Annotated in this window: 24 protein-coding genes; 5 read left to right on the forward strand and 19 right to left on the reverse strand. The window is 38.6% G+C overall.

All coding sequences use genetic code 11. From position 1 onward, the window contains the following. Positions 1–92: 92 nt before the first annotated feature. The gene (gene clpB / locus CHU_RS15180; RefSeq protein WP_011586472.1) at positions 93–2,708 is read right to left on the reverse strand and encodes an ATP-dependent chaperone ClpB; all 2,616 of its coding nucleotides are present in this window, start codon (positions 2,706–2,708) and stop codon (positions 93–95) included. A 241-nt stretch (positions 2,709–2,949) separates the two neighbouring features. On the opposite strand from clpB, the gene rlmN reads away from it, so the two are divergent. The 3 genes from rlmN to CHU_RS15195 all read left to right on the forward strand — a co-directional run bounded on the left by rlmN (position 2,950) and on the right by CHU_RS15195 (position 5,116). Beyond that, positions 2,950–4,011, forward strand: a complete 1,062-nt coding sequence (gene rlmN, locus CHU_RS15185; protein ID WP_041932439.1) for a 23S rRNA (adenine(2503)-C(2))-methyltransferase RlmN — start codon at positions 2,950–2,952, stop codon at positions 4,009–4,011. A 4-nt stretch (positions 4,012–4,015) separates the two neighbouring features. Next, complete coding sequence (locus tag CHU_RS15190) at positions 4,016–4,579, forward strand: hypothetical protein (protein ID WP_011586474.1); 564 nt, start codon at positions 4,016–4,018, stop codon at positions 4,577–4,579. A 75-nt stretch (positions 4,580–4,654) separates the two neighbouring features. Beyond that, entirely contained in the window at positions 4,655–5,116 is a 462-nt protein-coding gene (locus CHU_RS15195) for a hypothetical protein (protein ID WP_041932440.1), read from the forward strand. 13 nt (positions 5,117–5,129) lie between these two features. Here CHU_RS15195 and CHU_RS15200 read toward each other — a convergent pair whose 3' ends face one another. Next, positions 5,130–6,395 (reverse strand): MFS transporter, encoded by a 1,266-nt coding sequence (locus tag CHU_RS15200; RefSeq protein WP_011586476.1) that lies wholly within the window; start codon positions 6,393–6,395, stop codon positions 5,130–5,132. 196 nt (positions 6,396–6,591) lie between these two features. Here CHU_RS15200 and CHU_RS15205 point away from each other — a divergent pair, with 196 nt between their 5' ends. Further along, a complete protein-coding gene (locus tag CHU_RS15205; protein ID WP_041932441.1) occupies positions 6,592–7,746 on the forward strand; it encodes a Gfo/Idh/MocA family protein in 1,155 nt (384 codons plus the stop codon). 73 nt (positions 7,747–7,819) lie between these two features. Beyond that, positions 7,820–8,830, forward strand: coding sequence for a sugar phosphate isomerase/epimerase family protein (locus CHU_RS15210; protein WP_011586478.1), 1,011 nt, complete (start codon positions 7,820–7,822; stop codon positions 8,828–8,830). Between the two features lie 103 nt (positions 8,831–8,933). Here the strand turns inward: CHU_RS15210 and CHU_RS15215 are convergent, their stop codons facing one another. From CHU_RS15215 to rpsE, 17 genes are all read right to left on the reverse strand, one after another. Next, positions 8,934–9,950: a pirin family protein gene (locus CHU_RS15215; RefSeq protein ID WP_011586479.1), complete on the reverse strand. Its 1,017-nt coding sequence runs from the start codon at positions 9,948–9,950 to the stop codon at positions 8,934–8,936. A 29-nt stretch (positions 9,951–9,979) separates the two neighbouring features. After that, positions 9,980–12,259 (reverse strand): penicillin-binding protein 1A, encoded by a 2,280-nt coding sequence (locus tag CHU_RS15220; RefSeq protein WP_011586480.1) that lies wholly within the window; start codon positions 12,257–12,259, stop codon positions 9,980–9,982. Between the two features lie 79 nt (positions 12,260–12,338). Beyond that, positions 12,339–12,647, reverse strand: a complete 309-nt coding sequence (locus CHU_RS19810; protein ID WP_011586481.1) for an FtsB family cell division protein — start codon at positions 12,645–12,647, stop codon at positions 12,339–12,341. A gap of 52 nt (positions 12,648–12,699) precedes the next feature. Further along, positions 12,700–13,983 (reverse strand): phosphopyruvate hydratase, encoded by a 1,284-nt coding sequence (gene eno / locus CHU_RS15230; protein ID WP_011586482.1) that lies wholly within the window; start codon positions 13,981–13,983, stop codon positions 12,700–12,702. A gap of 30 nt (positions 13,984–14,013) precedes the next feature. Continuing rightward, on the reverse strand, positions 14,014–15,111 hold the full coding sequence (gene carA / locus CHU_RS15235; protein WP_011586483.1) for a glutamine-hydrolyzing carbamoyl-phosphate synthase small subunit: 1,098 nt from the start codon (positions 15,109–15,111) through the stop codon (positions 14,014–14,016). Between the two features lie 98 nt (positions 15,112–15,209). After that, on the reverse strand, positions 15,210–15,680 hold the full coding sequence (gene rplQ / locus CHU_RS15240; RefSeq protein WP_011586484.1) for a 50S ribosomal protein L17: 471 nt from the start codon (positions 15,678–15,680) through the stop codon (positions 15,210–15,212). A gap of 5 nt (positions 15,681–15,685) precedes the next feature. Continuing rightward, positions 15,686–16,675 (reverse strand): DNA-directed RNA polymerase subunit alpha, encoded by a 990-nt coding sequence (locus tag CHU_RS15245; RefSeq protein WP_011586485.1) that lies wholly within the window; start codon positions 16,673–16,675, stop codon positions 15,686–15,688. Positions 16,676–16,703: 28 nt separating this feature from the next. After that, positions 16,704–17,309: a 30S ribosomal protein S4 gene (gene rpsD / locus CHU_RS15250; RefSeq protein WP_011586486.1), complete on the reverse strand. Its 606-nt coding sequence runs from the start codon at positions 17,307–17,309 to the stop codon at positions 16,704–16,706. A gap of 37 nt (positions 17,310–17,346) precedes the next feature. Then, complete coding sequence (gene rpsK, locus CHU_RS15255; protein WP_011586487.1) at positions 17,347–17,754, reverse strand: 30S ribosomal protein S11; 408 nt, start codon at positions 17,752–17,754, stop codon at positions 17,347–17,349. Between the two features lie 31 nt (positions 17,755–17,785). Continuing rightward, positions 17,786–18,163, reverse strand: coding sequence for a 30S ribosomal protein S13 (rpsM, locus tag CHU_RS15260; protein ID WP_011586488.1), 378 nt, complete (start codon positions 18,161–18,163; stop codon positions 17,786–17,788). Positions 18,164–18,180: 17 nt separating this feature from the next. Continuing rightward, positions 18,181–18,297, reverse strand: a complete 117-nt coding sequence (gene rpmJ / locus CHU_RS19320) for a 50S ribosomal protein L36 (RefSeq protein WP_072356053.1) — start codon at positions 18,295–18,297, stop codon at positions 18,181–18,183. A gap of 27 nt (positions 18,298–18,324) precedes the next feature. Next, positions 18,325–18,543: a translation initiation factor IF-1 gene (infA, locus tag CHU_RS15265; protein ID WP_011586489.1), complete on the reverse strand. Its 219-nt coding sequence runs from the start codon at positions 18,541–18,543 to the stop codon at positions 18,325–18,327. Positions 18,544–18,551: 8 nt separating this feature from the next. Continuing rightward, positions 18,552–19,331: a type I methionyl aminopeptidase gene (gene map / locus CHU_RS15270; protein WP_011586490.1), complete on the reverse strand. Its 780-nt coding sequence runs from the start codon at positions 19,329–19,331 to the stop codon at positions 18,552–18,554. Between the two features lie 7 nt (positions 19,332–19,338). Beyond that, entirely contained in the window at positions 19,339–20,661 is a 1,323-nt protein-coding gene (secY, locus tag CHU_RS15275) for a preprotein translocase subunit SecY (protein WP_011586491.1), read from the reverse strand. Beyond that, positions 20,661–21,113: a 50S ribosomal protein L15 gene (rplO, locus tag CHU_RS15280; protein ID WP_011586492.1), complete on the reverse strand. Its 453-nt coding sequence runs from the start codon at positions 21,111–21,113 to the stop codon at positions 20,661–20,663. Before rplO ends, secY begins: the two co-directional genes overlap by 1 nt. Positions 21,114–21,118: 5 nt before the next feature. After that, complete coding sequence (gene rpmD / locus CHU_RS15285) at positions 21,119–21,295, reverse strand: 50S ribosomal protein L30 (RefSeq protein WP_011586493.1); 177 nt, start codon at positions 21,293–21,295, stop codon at positions 21,119–21,121. A gap of 12 nt (positions 21,296–21,307) precedes the next feature. Beyond that, on the reverse strand, positions 21,308–21,826 hold the full coding sequence (gene rpsE / locus CHU_RS15290; RefSeq protein ID WP_011586494.1) for a 30S ribosomal protein S5: 519 nt from the start codon (positions 21,824–21,826) through the stop codon (positions 21,308–21,310). Positions 21,827–21,845 lie beyond the last annotated feature (19 nt).

Consider the following 21,845-nt stretch of genomic DNA (forward strand, 5'->3'; position numbering starts at 1 on the left):
ACTAAAAATAAAAGAGCAACTGTTAAAATTAAACAGTTGCTCTTTTAATAAGTAACGCAAAAGCTTTAGGCGTTCCGCGTTAAGCCTTGAGCTTACAACGGTACACTATCCAAGTTCAAAAACTGCAGATTCCCATCTTCACCAAGCGTAATGCCTACAACACTTTCTTTCTGAATGTTTCCGGAAAGAATTTCTTTGGACAATTCATTCAGGATCAAACGCTGCATGACACGTTTCAACGGACGTGCACCGAATTGCGGATCGAAACCTAACTCTCCCAATTTATCCAATACTTCGGTACTTGCCTCAACTTTGATTCCGTTCTCTTCGAGACGTTTTTGGATCAAGCTAAACTGTATACCAACAATCTTACGAATCTCTTTTCGGGTCAGCGGTCTGAACATTATAATTTCATCGACACGATTCAAGAACTCCGGCCGAATCGTTTTACGTAATAAATCAATTACTTCATTTTTTGTTTCCTCAACTACCTGATCTTCATTTGCAGCAGTTAGCTTATCAAAATTCTCCTGAATCACATGCGCACCCATATTGGATGTCATGATAATGATTGCATTTTTAAAGTTCGCTACACGGCCTTTATTATCTGTCAAGCGCCCTTCATCCAATACCTGAAGCAATATATTAAATACATCCGGATGGGCCTTTTCAATCTCATCCAATAAAATTACTGAATACGGCTTCCGTCGAACAGCTTCCGTTAATTGTCCCCCTTCTTCATATCCGATGTATCCCGGAGGTGCACCAACCAAGCGACTTACAGCATGGCTTTCCTGATATTCAGACATATCAATACGTACCATAGCATTGTCGTCGTTGAATAAATAATCAGCCAGTGCTTTTGCCAGTTCGGTTTTACCAACACCTGTTGTTCCTAAGAAAATAAAAGAACCTATCGGACGCTTCGGATCCTGTAAGCCTGCTCTGCTCCTACGGACCGCATCGGATATGGCCTCTATCGCTTCCGCTTGTCCGGCGACACGTTTACCTAACTCTTCTTCTAAGTGAAGCAACTTTTCTCTCTCACTCTGAAGCATTTTTGAAACCGGTATGCCTGTCCATTTCGCAACAACTTCTGCAATATCTTCCGGCGTCACTTCTTCTTTCAGCATCGAAGAACCAAGTGTTTGTTTCAACTCCTGCAGCTGCTTGTTGAATTCGACCAATTGCTTTTCAGACTCCTGAATTTTACCATAACGGATCTCTGCAACCTTACCGTAATCACCATTACGTTCGGCTTGCTCGGCTTCCATTTTGTACCGGTCGATATCTTCCTTGGCTTGCTTCAAGCCATCGATCACACGTTTTTCCTCCTGCCACTTAGCCATGATCTGGCTCTTCTGCTCATTCAGTTCTGCAAGTTCACGGGAAAGAATCGTTTCCTTCTCTTTATTATTTTCTCTACGGATCGCTTCACGTTCAATTTCCAGCTGCATGATACGGCGAAGAATTTCATCCAGCTCCTGCGGCATAGAATCAAGCTCGATACGCAATTTAGCAGATGCTTCATCCATCAAATCAATCGCTTTATCGGGCAAATAACGATCACTGATATAGCGTTGAGAAAGTTCTACTGCAGCAATGATGGCATCATCCTGAATCCGGATTCCGTGATGCACTTCGTATTTTTCTTTGATCCCGCGAAGGATAGAAATTGCATCCTGTGTATTCGGCTCGTCAACAATTACCGCTTGGAAACGACGTTCCAGCGCTTTATCTTTTTCAATGTATTTCTGATATTCTTTTAAGGTTGTTGCACCGATTGCATGCAGCTCACCACGTGCAAGTGCAGGTTTCAGCAAGTTTGCCGCATCCATCGCACCTTCCCCGCCGCCGGCACCAATTAACGTATGGATCTCATCAATGAATAACACAATCTCGCCATCTGAATCGATCACTTCTTTGATCACCGATTTCAACCGCTCTTCAAATTCACCTTTATACTTTGCACCTGCAACCAGCAAACCCATATCCAGAGAGATTAATTGTTTGCTTTTTAAATTTTCAGGAACATCACCCGAAACAATACGCTGTGCAAGGCCTTCAGCGATAGCTGTTTTACCAACGCCCGGCTCGCCCAATAAAATCGGATTATTTTTGGTACGTCTGGATAAGATCTGCAGTACTCTGCGGATCTCTTCATCCCGGCCAATCACCGGATCAATTTTTCCGGAACGAGCCAGGTCATTTAAATTTTTAGAATATTTTTCAAGCGACCGGTATTTACCTTCCGCATGCTGATCGGTTACTTTACTTGTACCACGTAACTCCTGGATCGCAGCGCGCAAGCCCTTTTCCGAAAGGCCGGCATCTTTTAATAACGTTGCAGCCTTATCTTTCCCTGAAACCAATGCAAGCAACATGTGCTCGATCGAAATATATTCGTCGCCAAACTCTTTTGATAAAGCCGTAGCTTTATTTAATACCTGCGTGGCATCGTTTGACAAATACGGACTGCCTCCGGAAACTTTACCGTAGGTTTTAATTACGGCATCCAATGTCTGATTAAACGTAACCGGATTGATATTATTTTTTTTGAATAAAAAAGGAACCACGTTTTCATCCGCAACGATTATTCCTTTCAATAAGTGAACAGATTCAATGGATTGCTGTTCGTTGGCAGCAACAATTTCCATCGCTTTCTGAAATGCCTCCTGCCCTTTAATCGTGTAATTATTAATATTCATACTTTTTTTCCTCCGGTTAGCTGTTGTTCAAATCGTGAACCATTTCCAATATACGCAATAAAAAAAGCCAAAATGACGCTATTTATCAGTTATTCAAGCAGTTTATATGTCAAAATAACTGATAAAGATCATTTTTACAAGCCGCGTGAATGACATTTTTTCATTTCATAATGCGTAAGCGCACACACGATACACCTGCATAAAAATGATATTACTCAACTTAATGTTGTACTTTTGTAGCATGCAAACTACATCTACAGAAATCAAAAAGAAATGTATCCGCAGCCTTAGTGCTGAGGAGCTTAAAGATTTTTTTGTTGCCTCAGGTGAAAAAGCATTCCGTTCCAGACAAGTCTACGAATGGCTTTGGAAACGTTCTGCCCGTTCTTTCGAACAGATGACTAACCTTTCGAAAGAAACACGCACATTATTAGAAAACAACTTTTCCATCAACCCGGTTACTATTTCTCAGAAACAGGTAAGTACTGATGGCACCATAAAATTCGGTTTTAAATTACACGACGGTTATCTGGTTGAAGGCGTTTTAATACCAGCCGACGACCGTATGACGGCCTGCATCTCTTCACAGGTAGGCTGTTCGCTTACGTGCAAGTTCTGCGCAACCGGTTACATGGACCGCAAGCGTAATCTTGAACCGTATGAAATTTACGATCAGGTAGTTTTAATCAAAGAAGCCGCTGAAGAGCATTACCAGACTCCGCTTACAAACATTGTATTGATGGGCATGGGTGAGCCTTTACTGAATTATACAAACGTTTTGAAAGGTATTGATAAAGTAACGTCTGAAGAGGGCTTACACATTGCATCAAAACGTATTACCCTTTCTACTGCAGGTATTGCAAAAATGATCACCAAACTTGGTGATGAAAAAGTGAAGTTCCGTTTGGCGTTATCGTTACATGCTGCCAATGATGTGAAGCGTAATACCATTATGCCGATCAATGAAACGAATAATTTAAATGTATTGAAAGAATCGTTGCTGCATTTCTGTAAAGAAACAGGGTCTTCGGTTACGTTTGAATACATCGTATTTGATGGTGTAAACGATACGGCTCAGGATGCGAAAGAATTATATGCTTTTGCAAAAAACATTCCCTGCAAGATCAATATCATTGAATACAATCCGATCCAGGAAGCTGATTTTATGAATACATCGGTAGATAAGCTGGAACAATTCAAAAAAGTGTTGACTGACAAAGGAATTATCGTTAATATTAGAAGAAGCCGCGGTAAAGACATTGATGCTGCCTGCGGACAATTGGCCATTAAAGAAGTAAAATAAAAAAATGAAACATATCTTTTCGATCCTAGCTATTGCTTTGTGTACGACAGTATTTTTTTCGTGCGATAATTTTAGTGAGAATACAAATCTGGTTCTGACAGATACCTTAAGTACGGATACGCTTGTAGGTCCGCTTGCCGGTTATTCATCTAAATTCAAATTACTGATGGTAACAGATACAGCTCTGTTCAGAGGAAAGAAAATAGGAGAAAGCATTTCTACCGCTACTGAACCGGAATTACAAAAAATTGAAGAAGACGCGGCAAGTGCTACCTACACGGTTGCTCTTGATGGAACCGAAGAAGCTGACCTTATTTATAATTTCAATAAAGAAAAATTAAATTCCATTGAAGTATTTCTATACCCAAAAAATGACAGCAGTCTTAAAGCATTAAAAGCGGAACTGGTTGATTTTTATTCTAAAAAATTAGGTGCAACTACCGCTGAAAAATCAGGCAAGACTGTGTTATTAAGCCCTAAAGATAACATAGGAATTGAATGGAGCGAAGAAGGAAATAAAAAGATCAAAGATTTGCGCATGTATATTTTTAGTTTATCTGCGCTATAAAAAAACAACATAACATCGTTGAGTTTTGAACCTCAGCGATGTGTGTTTATGTTGTTATATAAACTTTTTTTGACTATGAATAGATATATTTATCTTAACAACATTGTTTTTTTTATTCTGTTGCTTTTGCCGGATATGGCACAAGGACAAATTATGTATAGAAAATACATGCGCCCGCCATTTCAGGCAGATACATCTTTTAATACGAACATTCGCATGTTCGCAAGTAACAGCATAACAAATCATGTTTGGCTTACAGCATTAAATGCGCAATATACTGACACAACAAAAAATAAAATAAATCCGTCTGCTATTCCTGCATATGTACCAATAAATAAAAATTCTTTATTGAATCCATATAGTGTTCCGAATCAAATCATCGGAGCCTTAATACCTTACGGCTCGTATTCCCCGGCATCTTTGTATCCACCTGCATACTATCCTGTAAACAAATCATACCCGTTAATTCCGTATGGCTATTCACCTTACAGTATAAAAGCATCCAGTTCTCCGCACTATATACTGCCACAGTTTTAATTGACCCGTTAATTCATGATTTATTATTTCGCAATTTTCTCTTTGCGAGATAAATTCCTGTAAATACCACCGTTAATATTACAGGCAGCAGGGCAACCAATTGCAGGGTCTCTATACCCGCTATAAGTTGTGCTGTTTTCAATCGTGCATTATCCGCATGCGATTCATTTATTGTATGTAATGCTTCTAACGCATGTCCCGCGGGCATATGCGCTAACGTTTTACTATCGTACAATTTCCCCATAAACGGAAGTACAAATGAAACAGACAGCATGCCGGCACCGCCCATCAATGAAATACCAAGTGCTCCTGTTTTCGGTAAATTTTCTGAAACAAAACCAAGCATGGTTGGCCAGAAGAAACAAATGCCAAATGCAAAAATAGTTGCCGGTAGAAATGCCCAATATCCCTCCACATAGCCAAACATCAATAATCCGATAGCTGAAAAAACAGCCGAGAAGATCAGCATACCAATCGGCGAAAGCGTATGTACAAAACCTCCTGCAAAGGTTCTTCCAATAGCCATCAGTAGATTTATATATACGAGCAGCAAAATATCTTTCACACCTAAGCTGCCAAGAAAATTTGAGATCCATTGATTGGTGCCAAACTCTGTACTTGCTGTTAACAGCATACAAAATAACATTACAATAAATAACGGATTCAAACAAGCCTGAAACATTTGCTTGAAAGATATACCTGAATCTACCCGTTCGGTTGCGGGAAAATGTTCCTTAAAAAATAATATCCCATACATAAACGTAGGAATTAAAATCGTTGCCAGCTGATACTCTTTTGCAATTCCCCAGGATTTAAAAAAGAATACGATCAATCCGCCGATCACAATGCCGCCCGGAAACCATACATGCAGGCGGTTTAGCTTTGTTGTTTTATCATTTTTATATAAGGTCGAAACCAATGGATTACAAACAGCTTCAATCATTCCATTTGCAATACCTATGAGCAAGGTTGAATAAAACAGCGACCAGAATCCATCTGACAGGATGGTCAATATAATACCCAGCACATGTCCTGCAAATGCAATGGCAAGTAAACGCTTCATGCCTAACAGATCACAGAGAAAGCCGCCAAAAATGATTGACAGCGTAAATCCCCAGAAAGCAGTACCCAGTACATAACCAATCTGTTCATGGTTGAGCGAAAATACGTGACAATATTCCTTTTCCAGTCCGGCACGAATGGCAAACGTCATCGCTGTTGCAATAATAGCAATGCAGCTGGCAAAAAATAATTTGTTCGGATTGATGTGTGTTTCCATAAATTCAAATGTAGCAAAATTGTAATAAGTTATAGAAGTAAGGTATAAGAAAGTGTAAAGCTGAGCGTGTAAAGTGTAATCGTTTCTTAATATTTACCATGGAACAATGTTGACATGTACACTTTACACTTTTACACTCTACACTTATTAAGATTCTTTCCTATATTTAACAATCAAATACTACTCCAACGGCAATATGAGTTCGAAAATACGAATGGGAATGATCGGCGGAAGTCTTGACGCATTTATTGGATCCGTCCACAGAATGGCTGCTGCCCTGGATGGCACTATTGAACTTGTTTGCGGCGCATTCAGCAGCAATGCAGCGCGTTCAATACAAACCGGAGAAGCATTACATCTTCCGAAAGAACGGATCTATGCATCATATGAAGAAATGATTGTTCAGGAAGCACAGTTACCCGCCGATGTACGCATGCAATTTGTTTCTATTGTTACACCAAATCATTTGCATGCTCAGCCAGCCTTACTGGCTTTAAAACATGGTTTCCATGTGCTATGTGAAAAACCACTGGCATTCTCCGTTGCTGAGGCTGAGCAATTGGGTATACAGGTAAAAGAAACAGGTTTATTATTTGGTTTAACACATACATACACCGCTTATCCGATGGTGAAAGAAGCCAGAGATCTGATTGCAAAAGGAAAGCTGGGCACCATCAGAAAAATAATTGTTGAATATCCGCAAGGCTGGCTATCTGCGCCAATCGAAAGCGATGGACAAAAACAGGCCGGCTGGCGTACAGACCCGGCGCAGGCAGGCCTAAGCTGTTGCGTGGGAGATATCGGAACACATGCTGAAAATATTGCTGAATATATTACGGGTTTGAAAATTACGGAATTAAGTGCAGACGTTAGCAGCGTTGTGGCTGGAAGAAAACTGGATGATGACGCAAACATTTTACTGCGCTTTGATAATGGCGCTAAAGGTGTTTTAATTGCATCCCAGATAGCGAACGGTGAAGAGAATGAATTAAAGATCCGCGTGTATGGTGAACACGCGGGATTGGAATGGCTGCAATCCGAACCCAATACATTGATAGTAAAACAAAATGACCAGCCGACGCAGCTACGGAGAGCAGGTGCAAATCATTCCTACCTTTCTGAACATGCACGCCTGCACTGCCGTATACCGGCAGGTCATCCGGAAGGTTATATAGAAGCTATGGCAAACATATACAGAAATTTTTCCAAAGCTGTCCACTCTTTTGAAGATCAGATAACTCATAATCCATTACTGGATTATCCAACCATTGAAGACGGAATCAGAGGCATGAAGTTTATAGAAACCGTAATTATTTCAGGCAAAGAGAATGCAACATGGAAACAACTATAAGTTCCTATAAAAAATTAATTCATAATTCATTCCGCCGCGGCGGACATAATTCATAATTCATTTACGTTTATAAATGAAAACAATTAAAGGTCCTGCCATTTTCTTAGCTCAGTTTATGAGCGACGTTGCACCATTCAACAATCTTAAAAATATTTGTGACTGGGCTGCAAGCCTTGGCTATAAAGGTGTACAGATCCCCAGCTGGGATGTCCGCTGTATTGATCTTCAAAAAGCGGCAGAGAGCAAAACGTATTGCGATGAAATCAAAGCGGTTGTTCATGCAGCAGGATTAGAGATCACAGAACTTACAAGTCATTTACAGGGACAGCTGGTAGCCTCTCATGCTGCTTATGACGCAGCGTTTGACGTCTTTGCTCCGGCAGCTATTCATAACAATCCGAAAGCACGTGCAGAATGGGCGACACAGCAGTTAATGTATGCTGCGAAAGCTTCACAGAATTTAGGATTAACTGCGCATGCAACGTTTTCAGGTGCATTGCTATGGCACACCATGTATCCGTGGCCACAGCGTAAAGCAGGAAGTGTTGAAGAGGGGTTTACAGAATTAGCAAAACGCTGGTTGCCTATTCTGAATGCTTTTGATCAGGCTGGTGTTGATCTATGTTATGAAATTCACCCGGGTGAGGATCTGCATGATGGTATTACCTTTGAACGCTTTCTGAAAGCAACGGATAATCATTCCCGTGCACATATTTTATACGATCCGAGTCATTTTGTTTTACAGCAATTGAATTATCTGGACTACATCGACATCTATCACGAACACATAAAAATGTTTCATGTGAAGGATGCGGAGTTTAATCCTTCTGGCCGTGCTGGTGTGTATGGCGGTTATCAGGATTGGATCGATCGTCCGGGAAGATTCCGATCCTTAGGCGACGGACAGGTAAATTTCAAAGCTATCTTTAGTAAACTTACACAATATGATTTTCCTGGCTGGGCTGTATTAGAATGGGAATGCTGCCTGAAACACCCGGAAGACGGAGCGAGAGAAGGTGCTGCGTTTATCAAGAATCATATCATTCGTGTTGCAGATAAAGCGTTTGATGATTTTGCAGGATGAAGAAAGTATAGAGTACAAAGTGTAAAGTGATGCGCTTCTTATTAATAAATATTTGACGACTGTTTATTTAATGCTGCACTTTACACTCTACACTTTAAACTTTCTACATCTTTTCTTCTCTTCCATCCGCATGCAGCGCAAACCGCCCGCTCTCACGCGCATGTGCCTGCTCATGATTTGGCCAGGGCCAGCCACCAAATTGTGTTTTCTGATATTCTGCAAATGCTTCTCTGATCTCTTCTTCCGTATTCATGACAAACGGTCCGTATTGCACTACCGGCTCGTTCATGGGTTTACCTTGAAGCAGTAACAAATAACAATCTTCAACACCTGCTTGCAAAATAACATCGATGTCAGATTTTAATTGTACAGAATGATAAACAGAAATATCAGTTGCTGCAATCTTCATTGAACTACCTTTATAAAAATACAGCATCCTGTTTACACCAGCGTCTGTCTTTGGTAATGTCCACGTTGCATGCGCATCAAGTTTAATTGTAAGAATAGAAACATCATTACCTTGTTCTGCTGCCCAGGAATCCGGTGTTGGTTCAGGTCCATGAAAGCTTTTCAGGTTACCGGCAATTACGTTCACTTCTGTTTTATTGCCGTTACTATCCATTTCATTTAATACCGGAATATTTTCCTTCCACAACATTTTAAAATGCGGCTGTACAAACTTGCTTCTCTTTGGAAGATTCAGCCAGATCTGAAACAACTCCATAGGGTTACCTTTATCTGAATGTACCAGCGGGAACATTTCTGAATGCAAAACTCCTTTTCCAGCAGTCATCCATTGTACATCACCACCGCTAAAGCGGCCGGCCGCTCCCAAAGAATCTGTATGATCAATCACACCTTCTTTAACCACTGTAACGGTTTCAAAGCCCCGGTGCGGGTGATATGGAAAGCCCGGCATGGTTTTTCCATGATACATATTCCAGCCTTCTTTACCGGAAAAATCCTGCCCGATGGTTCGCCCTGCCAGTGAAACGGAGGGCCCCATGTTGTCATTGCCTTTCGGAAAATCATCTCTGTGATGCACACAGAAAATAAACGGATCTAATGTTTCCCAGGGAAAACCCAAAGGTTTTATTTGAATGATGGGTGTTCCTTCCATAGTTAACGTAGTCTTAGTTTTCGAATATACTACTCTTTGATTTCTGCTTCCGGCAATTGATCTTCTTCTTCAGAAATCGCAAGACTATCGACAACAACACGTGAAGCTCTTCTCGGACAATTAATATTGATACTTAATTTCGCCGGCATTTTAAATCTGCCCATTTTAATATCCAGCGAATTATCTGCGTATACTTTTTCCATAAATAAGCCGAAGATGGGCAAGGCTGTCTTAGACCCTTCTCCGGTAGCAGAAGTTCTGAAATGTATGCTGCGGTCTTCTCCCCCTACCCATACACCGCCTACAAGTTTCGTAGATATTCCCATGAACCATCCATCTGAATAATTGGAAGATGTACCAGTCTTACCGCCCATTTCATTGCCTTTGAATATATCATATTGGAACAATGCCTGAGACGTACCTCCGCCCTCTTCTGTGCCACCTTTAAGCATATGCACCATGACAGCCGCAACCTCTTCTGTTAATGCATCTCTGCGTTTAGGAATTGCCTCATAAATAACATTACCGCTATTATCTTCAATACGTTCAATAAACGTTGGCTCTGTCCATACACCTTTATTTAAAAACGTACTGTACGCACCTACCATTTCAAAAACGTTTACATCACTTGATCCTAAACATACCGAAGGAACCGGACGCAATTCACTTTCAATGCCGAGGTTGTGCGCCATATCAATAACTGGCTGTACACCAACCATCTTTGTTACACGCGCTGCAATCGTATTGATAGACCGCGCCATCCCCTGACGTAAGTTTAAAGAATCTCCCGAGTACACCCAGTCAGCATTGCGTGGTGTCCACACAATTTCTTTTCCGTCTTCTTTATATTTAAATGTAATAGGTAAATCCGGCACCAGTGTACAAGGTGAAACCCCCTTTGCTATAGCCGTTGCATATACAAATGGTTTGAACGAAGACCCGGGCTGGCGCTGACTTTGCTGCACATGGTCATATTGGAAATGCTTGTAGTTAATGCCTCCGACCCAGGTTTTAATAAAACCGGAATATGGATCCATCGTCATAAAACCCGTATGTAAAAAATGTTTGTAATATACAATCGAATCATATGGGCTCATTAACGTGTCAATATCTCCGCTCCAGCTAAACACAGTCATCGGGATTGGTGTCTTATAGGCAATCATGACAGAATCATGATCTTTTCCATATTTATCTTCAAGCGCTTTATAACGTTCTGTTTTCTTTGCGATGTTTTCAATAAAATTCGGGATCTCCGTTTTGTTCTGATAACGCCATGGTTTTTCACCTTCCCAATGCTTGTTGAACCTTCGTTGCAGTACTTTCATATGCTCTGCAACGGCTGCTTCCGCATGCACCTGCATACGTGAATCAATCGTTGTATATATTTTTAAACCGCCGCCATATAAATCTTTATCGTTTTTCTTACACCACTCCTGCAGGTATTTACTAACCATTGTTCTGAAATAAGGTGCAAGACCATCGGTGTGATTTTCCACTTCGTAATTCAATTTGATCGGCTGCTTTTTATACGAATTGAATTGCGTTTGATCAATGATTCCATTTTCATACATCAATTGCAATACCGTGTTTCTTCTTTTAAATGAATTTTCAGGATTTAAAATCGGGCTATATGATGTTGGGGCCTTCAGCAATCCAATAAGCATCGCGGCTTGCGGAATGGTTAAGCTATCCTGTCTTGTTTGAAAAAACGTTTTAGCTGCTACTTTTATTCCAAATGAATTACTCCCGAAATCAACCGTGTTTAAGTAAAGCGCAAGAATTTCATTTTTGGTATACATCTTCTCTAATGTAATAGCAAGTTCCCATTCTTTTACTTTAGCAATTAAAATATTAAAACCAGGAATGTATCCCAGTAACCCTTTGTCCTTTATGCCTCGAGTCTTAAATAAATTCTTGGCAAGTTGCTGCGTAATTGTACTGGACCCGCGCTGATCACCTTTTACCATATAGTAAAAAATTGCGAACACACCTTTTAAGTCAATGCCTGCGTGCTCTCTGAAACGAATATCCTCCGTAGTAATTAATGCATTGATTACATTCGGAGAAATTTCTGCGTACGTAACCGGGCTTCTGTTTTCTCTGAAATACTTACCAAGCAATACACCATCGGAAGAGTATACTTCTGATGCCAGTTCATTTTTAGGATTTTCTAATTTTACAAGATCCGGCATTTCGCCAAACGCACCTAAATAATTAAAGCGTATTAAAACAGACCATAAAAATATGGTGTATAAACCGCCTATAAATAGTGTCCAGATTATGGTAACGTACCGTGTATATGTATTCATTAAATCAGAATCAATTCAATAATAATAATAATGCTTGTTATTTAAAAAGCGTTCGTTGATGAGTTATAACTATCGCGTTTTATTCTTCCTCTACGAGAATGTAGATGTCTTCGGTTGGTTTTTTCATTAAGTAATGCTCCCGTGCAAATTTTTCAAGCTTTACTTTATCCTGCATTAAAGCTTCTTCTTCCGCTTTAACTTCAATAATTTTTTGTTCGTAGTATTCACGCTCATTTTCAAGATCGCTGAGCTGTTTTCTCATTTTGTATTGACTTATTATATCATTTGAATCAAAAAAAATCATCCAGATGATAAAAACTACAGAGAATAGGAAGAAAAAATTCCTAAAGAAAGGAGGTAGCGTTTTTGTCCATTCGAATATTTTCATACCGCAATTTACAAAAAAAAAGGTCCCGCTAATAGCGGGACCTTGAGTTATATTACTTACGCATGTTCTTACCAGGGAAGTATGCAGCTTCACCCAATTCTTCTTCAATACGTAACAATTGGTTGTATTTCGCCATACGATCAGAACGGGAACAAGAACCCGTTTTGATTTGACCACAATTCAATGCAACTGCCAAGTCAGCGATTGTATTGTCTTCTGTTTCACCTGAACGGTGAGACATAACTGAAGTATATGAATTTCTCTTCGCTAAGTTAACAGCAGAGATTGTTTCCGTTAATGAACCGATTTGGTTTACTTTAACAAGAATAGAGTTAGCAATTCCCTGGTCGATACCTTGCTGTAAACGGCTTACGTTTGTAACAAACAAATCATCACCTACTAATTGTACTTTATCGCCAACCAGTTTAGTCAATTCAGCCCAACCAGACCAGTCATCTTCATCCATACCATCTTCGATAGATACGATTGGATAACGCTTAACCAAATCAGCCCAGTAAGAAGCCATTTGAGAAGACGTTAATTTATCACCGGTTGATTTTTTGAAGTGGTATAACTTTGTTTCAGAATCATAAAATTCAGAAGAAGCAGCATCAAATGCAATCATAACATCTTCACCCGGTCTGTAACCAGCTGCTTCGATAGCCTGAATAACAGTGATCAATGCATCTTCGTTAGAAGCAATGTTTGGAGCGAAACCACCTTCATCACCTACGTTTGTAGACATGCCTTTTGATTTCAATACTTTTGCAAGATTATGGAAAATCTCAGACCCCATGCGCATAGCCTCAGTGAATGATTTTGCACCAGTAGGCATAATCATAAACTCCTGGAAATCGATTGAGTTATCTGCGTGAGAACCACCGTTGATGATGTTCATCATTGGTACAGGCAATGTGTTAGCACTAACACCACCTACATATCTGTACAATGGTAAACCAGCTTCCTGAGCAGCAGCTTTAGCTAATGCTAAAGAAACACCTAAGATTGCGTTAGCACCTAATTTACCTTTATTAGCAGTACCATCTAAATCAATCATTAAACGATCGATCAAATTTTGCTCGAATACGTGAGAACCGATCAATTCAGGAGCAATGATATCATTTACGTTTGCAACCGCTTTTAAAACGCTTTTGCCCATGTATATTGATTTGTCATTATCTCTCAATTCAACCGCCTCGTGCTTACCAGTTGATGCACCAGATGGAACTGCTGCTCTACCGATTAAACCATTTTCTGTAATTACATCTACTTCGATAGTAGGATTTCCTCTTGAGTCAAAAATCTGACGTGCAACGATTTCTTCTATTAAGCTCATCTTCGTTTTATTTAAATTTATTTTAATATACTAGTTTAAGTTTGATACAAATTGATCAAATAAGTATCTGGAATCATGTGGCCCCGGAGAAGACTCAGGGTGATACTGTACAGAGAATGCATTCTTATCTTTCAACCGAATACCTTCTACTGTATTATCATTTAAGTTTATGTGTGTGATCTCAACATTGCTGTCCTTAGGCACTGCATTTGCATCCACTGCAAATCCGTGATTTTGAGAAGTCACTTCAGACAAACCCGAAATTAAGTTTTTTACCGGATGATTCAAACCTCTGTGGCCATTTGGCATTTTATATGTCGGAATACCATTTGCTTCCGCTAAGATCTGATGCCCCAGGCAAATTCCAAACATCGGTCTGTTTTCAGATAAAATATTTTTTACCGTATCAATTGCATAGCTTGTTACAGCTGGGTCACCAGGCCCATTAGAAATAAAATAACCATTTGGTGACCATTGCTTCATTTCAGCATAGGTTGTCTTAGCCGGGAATACTTTTAAGTAACAATCTCTGTCTGTAAGGTTTTTTAAAATGTTGGTTTTAACACCAAGATCCAATACAGCCACTTTGTATTTAGCATCCGGATTTCCTAAGAAATAACTTTCTTTAGTAGAAACTCTGCTTGAAAGTTCAAGGCCTTTCATAGAAGGAACCTTTTTAACTTCTTCTTTCAGTTTTTCCACATCTAAAATTTCAGAAGAAATCACTGCATTCATTGTTCCTTTAGAACGGATATAACGAACCAGTTCACGTGTATCAACATCGCTGATACCTACAATATTATTTTTCTCGAAGTAAGCCTGAAGTGATCCATCGCCGTCCTTCCGTGAAAACATTTCTGAAAAATTTCTGCAAACCAATCCGCTGAATTTAACACCGGCAGATTCCTGTTCGTCTTCTTTAACACCATAATTTCCAATATGGCTTGTAGTGTTTACAATGATTTGCCCATAATACGACGGATCGGTATAAATTTCCTGATACCCTGTCATCCCTGTATTGAAACAAATCTCGCCTGATGTAGTCCCGATTTTACCAACTGCAATACCTTTGTACCAGGTACCATCTTCAAGCATTAAATATGCTTCTTTTTGTTCGTGGAGTTTCATTCTTTTTGATTTGGATTTTGACAAAATAAAAAAGGATTCAACAAAAGTCAAATCCTTTTTTATTTAAGATATTGTTAAACATTTTTGCTTGGTTAGCATTATGCCTGTGGTTCAGCACCTGTTGATTCAGAAGAATCATCTTTCTTAGCTGCAGTAGAACGACGTGTTCTTTTTGCTGCAACTTTAACTTCTGAATCTTTTACGTATGTTTCGTTGTAATCAACTAATTCAATGATACACATATCAGCGTTATCACCGATACGGGCTCCAGTTTTAAGGATTCTAGTATAACCACCTGGTCTTGCTGCGATTTTCTCAACAACATTATCAAATAGTTCTTTTACTGAATCTTTATTTTGAAGATAAGAGAAAACCGTTCTTCTACTGTGCGTAGAATCTGCTTTCGCTTTTGTAATCAATGGCTCAACATATTTTCTTAGTTCCTTAGCCTTAGGAACTGTAGTAGAAATTCTTTTATGAAGAATCAGAGAAGAAGCCATGTTTGATAATAGAGCTCTTCTGTGAGTTACTGTTCTACCTAGGTGATTGTCTTTTTTACCGTGTCTCATTGCGATTAATCCTCGTCAAGTTTGTACTTAGCCGTATCCATTCCAAAGGATAAGTTTTTATCTATAATTAACTGCTCTAACTCGTTTAGAGACTTCTTACCAAAGTTGCGGAACTTCATCATGTCAGAAATATCAAGAGTAGCAAGCTCTCCTAATGTTTTGATATCAGCAGCCTTTAAACAGTTGTAAGCACGTACAGACAAGTCTAGATCAGCCAGAGAAGTTTTAAGAAGTTTTCTCATGTGTAAGAATTCTTCATCAACTGTCTCTTCTTCCTCAGCTTTCACAGCTTCAAACGTCATTGTTTGATCTGAGAATAACATGAAGTGTTTTATTAAAATATTAGCAGCACCTTTCAATGCATCTTCCGGGTGAATAGACCCATCCGTTAATATTTCAAGAATTAGTTTTTCGTAATCCGTTCTTTGTTCTACCCTTGTATTCTCAACGCTGTATTTTACATTTTTGATAGGTGTAAAAATAGCATCGATTGGAATATAACCAAAGATTTGTTCTGCTGGTTTGTTCTCTTCTGCAGGCAAATAACCACGACCTTTTTCAAGTGTTAGCTCAATGTCAAAGTTTGAATTAGAATCTACATTGCAGATTAATAATTCAGGGTTTAGGATCTGATAAGCAGAAGTAAACTTAGCAATATCTCCAGCCTTGAAAGAAGCTTGTTTCTTGATACTAACAACGATTTTATTTTCGTTCACGTCAGAAATCTTTTTGAAACGAACTTGCTTAAGGTTCAAGATAATCTCAGTTACATCTTCCCTTACGCCAGGAATTGTTGAGAACTCGTGTAACACGCCAGGAACTTTGATTCCTGTGATCGCATAACCTTCAAGAGAAGATAATAAAATTCTTCTTAAAGCATTACCGATAGTTACACCATATCCTTTTTCAAGCGGCTTGAATTCGAACAGACCATGAAAATCGTCTGCTTTTTCCATTACCACTTTTTCTGGCATTTGAAAAGAAAGAATAGACATAAATATATAGTTAGATTATGTTTATTTATTATTTAGAGTACAACTCGACAATCAGTTGTTCCTGGATGTTTTCAGGAATTTCTTCACGCTGAGGGTAAGTTACAAATTTACCTAACATGCTTGATTGATCCCACTCTAACCAGGTAAATTTCTTAGCTGATTGAGTAGAAAGACTATCTGTTATTGCTTCGATTGATTTTGATTTCTCACGAACACCTAACTGATCGCCAGGTTTCAATTGGTATGAAGGAATGTTTACAACATCACCGTTCACCACAATATGTTTGTGAATTACAAGTTGACGAGCAGCTCTTCTTGATGAAGCAATACCTAAACGGTAAACTGTATTATCTAAACGAGCTTCAAGCATTTTCAAAAGGTTTTCACCAGTGATACCTTGTTTTCTTGCTGCAGTGTCAAAAGTTTTAGCAAATTGTCTTTCTAATACACCATAAGTATATTTAGCTTTTTGCTTTTCTTTTAACTGAATAGAATATTCAGATTGCTTTCTTTTTTTATTTCTACCGTGCATTCCAGGCGCATAGTTCTTCTTTTGAAGCGCTTTGCTATCCCCCATCACAGGCTCACCGAATCTTCTTGATATTCTAGACCTTGGGCCAGTATAACGTGCCATTTCGTATTAATTAATTATTGATGTTCAATTAAAATAATTAGACTCTTCTCTTTTTAGGAGGTCTGCATCCGTTATGTGGCATAGGCGTAACGTCTTTAATCGTTAACACTTCGATACCTGCATTTTGGATGGTGCGAATTGCAGACTCTCTACCTGAGCCTGGTCCTTTTACAAAAACTTCACACTTTCTCATTCCGCCTTCAAAGGCAACCTGAGCACAGTTTTGCGCTGCAACCTGAGCAGCGTAAGGAGTATTCTTTTTAGATCCGCGGAATCCCATTTTACCAGCAGAAGCCCAAGATATTACTTGACCTGTACTATTGGTAACAGAAATGATAATGTTGTTAAAAGAAGCTCTGATATGAACCTGACCTGTAGGTTCGATAACTACGATTCTTTTTTTAGCTTTATCTTTTCTTTTCGCGGCAGTTGATTGTTGAGCCATATTCTGAATTAAATTTCAGTTTCAGTAATTACTACTTAGTTGCCTTCTTTTTATTTGCAACTGTTTTACGTTTACCCTTACGAGTACGACAGTTGTTTTTTGTACGCTGACCACGTACAGGTAATCCTTTTCTGTGACGAAGACCTCTGTAACAGCCGATATCCATCAAACGTTTAATGCTTAATTGTACTTCAGACTTAAGAGCACCTTCAGTTTTGTGTTCAGAAGCAATGATCGCACGAACTGCGTTCGCCTCATCATCATTCCATTCACTAACTTTCTTGTCCCAGTTTACACCAGCTTTCGTCAAAATACTTTGAGCTGAATTACGACCAATACCGTAGATGTAAGTCAAAGAAACTTCACCTCTTTTGTTATCGGGAATATCAACACCAGAAATCCTTGCCATAGTATTATTCTATTATATTAACCTTGTCTTTGTTTGAACCGTGGGTTCTTCTTATTGATTACTAGAAGTTTGCCGTGTCTTCTGACAACTTTGCAATCTACACTTCTTTTTTTGATCGATGTTTTTACTTTCATCGTCTTGTTGATTTATATGTTTAATTATTATTTATATCGAAATACAATTCTTCCTTTGGTTAAATCGTATGGAGACATTTCCATTCTTACTTTGTCTCCTGGCAATATCTTAATGTAATTCATTCGCATTTTACCTGAAATATGGGCGATTACCTGGTGCCCGTTACTCAATTCAACACGAAACATTGCATTTGATAATGCTTCTAATATTTTACCATCCTGCTCAATTGATGACTGTTTTGACATGCGATGAATTAAATATTAATAATTTGTTCAATAAATTCAAAGGTAGTCAAAATTTCCGGTTTTCCCTTTTTTACTGCTACCGTATGTTCGAAATGTGCAGAAGGCATTTTATCTGATGTACGAATTGTCCAGCCGTCATTCTCCTGAACTACATTCTTTTTACCTAGATTAATCATAGGTTCGATAGCAATAACCAGATTTTCTTCCAGTTTAAGCCCTTTACCTCTGTTTCCGTAATTTGGTACTTCCGGTTTCTCATGAAGGCTTTTACCTAAACCATGCCCAACCAATTCCCGAACTACTGAATAACCTTCTTTTTCAACGAACGATTGTATTGAAAATCCTATGTCACCTATTCTATTGCCGACAATGGCTTGTTCAACACCTTTATATAAGCTCTCTTTTGTTACGCGAAGCAGTTTCAAAACTTCTTCTTTAACATTTCCGACTGGGTAAGTATAAGCAGAATCGCTATGATATCCATTATATTTTACACCACAATCAACAGAGATAATATCACCATCTTTTAATTCATACTCACTTGGGAAACCGTGAACAACAACTTCATTCACTGAAATACAAAGTGTGGAAGGGAAACCGTATAAGCCTTTGAAGGAAGGTATTCCTCCGTTATCAGCTATGAATTGATAAGCTATTTTATCTAATTCATTTGTTTTAACTCCCGGTCTGATGATTTTTGCAATTTCTGCATGAGCTTTACCAAGTATTTTTCCGCTTTCGCGAATAATCTCTAGCTCTTCATTAGACTTGTAATGAATTACTGCCATTTTTTATTTAAACAGCAGCTGTATCTAATCTTCCTTTAACACGACCGGTTTGCATCATTCCATCGTAATGCTTCATCAATAAGAAGCTTTCGATTTGCTGAAGTGTGTCAAGCACAACACCAATCATAATCAACAAAGAAGTACCGCCGTAGAAATATGCAAATTCCTTTTCAATTCCAGTCATACTTGCAAAAGCAGGTAAGATTGCTAAAAGAGCAAGAAATATAGATCCAGGCAATGTTATTTTTGTAAGTACATCATCAATATACTCTGATGTCGCAAGACCTGGCTTAACACTAGGAATAAATCCCCCGTTTCTTCTTAAATCTTCAGCAATTGAATTCGGATTAACCGTGATTGCTGTATAGAAATAAGTAAACAATATGATCATTGTTGCAAAAGCAACATTGTATTGCCAGGAAGTGAAATCACTCATTGTTGAACCAATCGTTGTTGCAAATTCCGAATCAGGAAATGAAGATCCGATAATTGCAGGAAGGAACATCACAGATTGAGCAAAGATAATCGGCATAACGCCTGCAGCAATCAATTTCAACGGTAAATATTGACGTTGACCAATTACCTGCTTACCTCCGGCAATTTGTTTGGTATATTGAATTGGTATTCTCCGCGTAGCCTGCTGCACAAGAACTACCAGCATGATTACTGCAAATAAAGCTGCAAATTCTATTAGTAATGGTAATGCACCTTCAAGATTTTTAGATGATACTTCAGCCATTAATGCGAATGGTAATCTTGAAACAATACCAATCATGATCAACATTGAAATACCATTGCCAATTCCTTTTTCAGTTATACGCTCACCGATCCACATACAGAACATAGTTCCGGAAATCAATGTAACAATTCTAACTACATTCATGAAAGGTGTATTCATTCCTTCATAAATCATACCTTCATCTAATGTTGCCGCTAAATAACCTATTGATTGAGCAACTGTAATGAAAATTGTTAAAATTCTTGTATACTGGTTTATTGTCTTTCTTCCTGATTCACCGTCTTTTTGTAAACGTTGAAAATATGGAACTGCAAAGGTCAATAATTGAAGAACAATTGAAGCCGAGATGTACGGCATGATACCTAATCCAAATACGGATACGTTATTGAATGCACCGCCGGAGAAAGTATTAATAACACCTAATATTCCGCTAGTATTCGTACCTTCAGTAATTTTACTCGGGTCTACACCTGGTAAAACAACAAAAGAACCTAGTCTGAACATAACTAGGAACATTATCGTTGTGAAGATTCTCGTACGAAGTTCTTCTATTGAGAATATATTCTTAAAAGTAGTAATGAAACGCTTCATTAGCCTATAAGAGTAACTTTACCGCCAGCATTTGTGATTGCTTCAGAAGCTGAAGCCGAAAATGCATGAGCAATAATTTCTGCCTTAATTGATTTAACTTCACCTCTTGCCAGAACTTTAACTTTATCGTTTTTACCGATCAAACCATTCTGGTTCATTAAAGCTGTATCAATAACAGAAGCACCTGTTTTTTCTATCAATTCAAGTAATTCGTCAAGATTGATTGGCTTGAATTCAATTTTGTTCAGAGGTTTAAATCCAAACTTAGGTAAACGACGTTGTAACGGCATTTGACCACCTTCAAAACCAATTTTAGAAGAATAACCCGATCTGGATTTGGCTCCTTTATGACCTTTAGTTGATGTACCGCCTCTACCAGATCCAGTACCTCTACCTATACGTTTTGATGTTTTTACAGAACCTTTTGCAGGTCTTAATGTATGTAATTTCATAATGCTTACTCGCTAACAACTACTAAATGATTTACCTTATTTAGCATTCCTTTTATTGAAGGTGTAAGTTCTTGTTCAACTGAAGAATTAATCTTTCCTAAACCTAAAGATGCTAATACTCTTTTTTGGTTATCAGTTTTTTTAATTGCACTTACAACTTGAGTAATTTTAACTTTTGCCATGATTATTTATAATTAACCATTAAATACTTTACTCATAGCAACACCGCGCTGCATAGCTACTTTATGAGGAGCTCTCATTTTAACTAATGCGTCGATTGTTGCTTTTACTACGTTGTGAGGGTTTGAAGAACCTTTAGATTTTGCTAAAACGTCTTTAATACCAGCACTTTCAAATACAGCACGCATCGCACCACCTGCAATTACTCCAGTACCTGGAGCAGCTGGCTTAACAAATACAAAACCACCACTGTATTTACCAATCATTTCATGTGGTAGAGTTCCGTTAATAACAGGAACTTTTATAAGATTCTTTTTGGCATCGTCGATTGCTTTAGTAATCGCATCTGTAACTTCATTTGCTTTACCTAAACCATGACCAACAACACCGTGTCCATCTCCTACTACAACTATTGCAGAAAAACTGAAACGACGTCCACCTTTAACTACTTTAGCAACGCGGTTAATAGCAACAACATGCTCTTTAAGCTCGATTTCACTCGCTTTTACCGTTTTAACGTTGACTTGAGACATAATATCTTTTCTTTATTGA

The sequence above is a fragment of the Cytophaga hutchinsonii ATCC 33406 genome (assembly GCF_000014145.1).
Taxonomy (GTDB): Bacteria; Bacteroidota; Bacteroidia; order Cytophagales; family Cytophagaceae; genus Cytophaga; species Cytophaga hutchinsonii.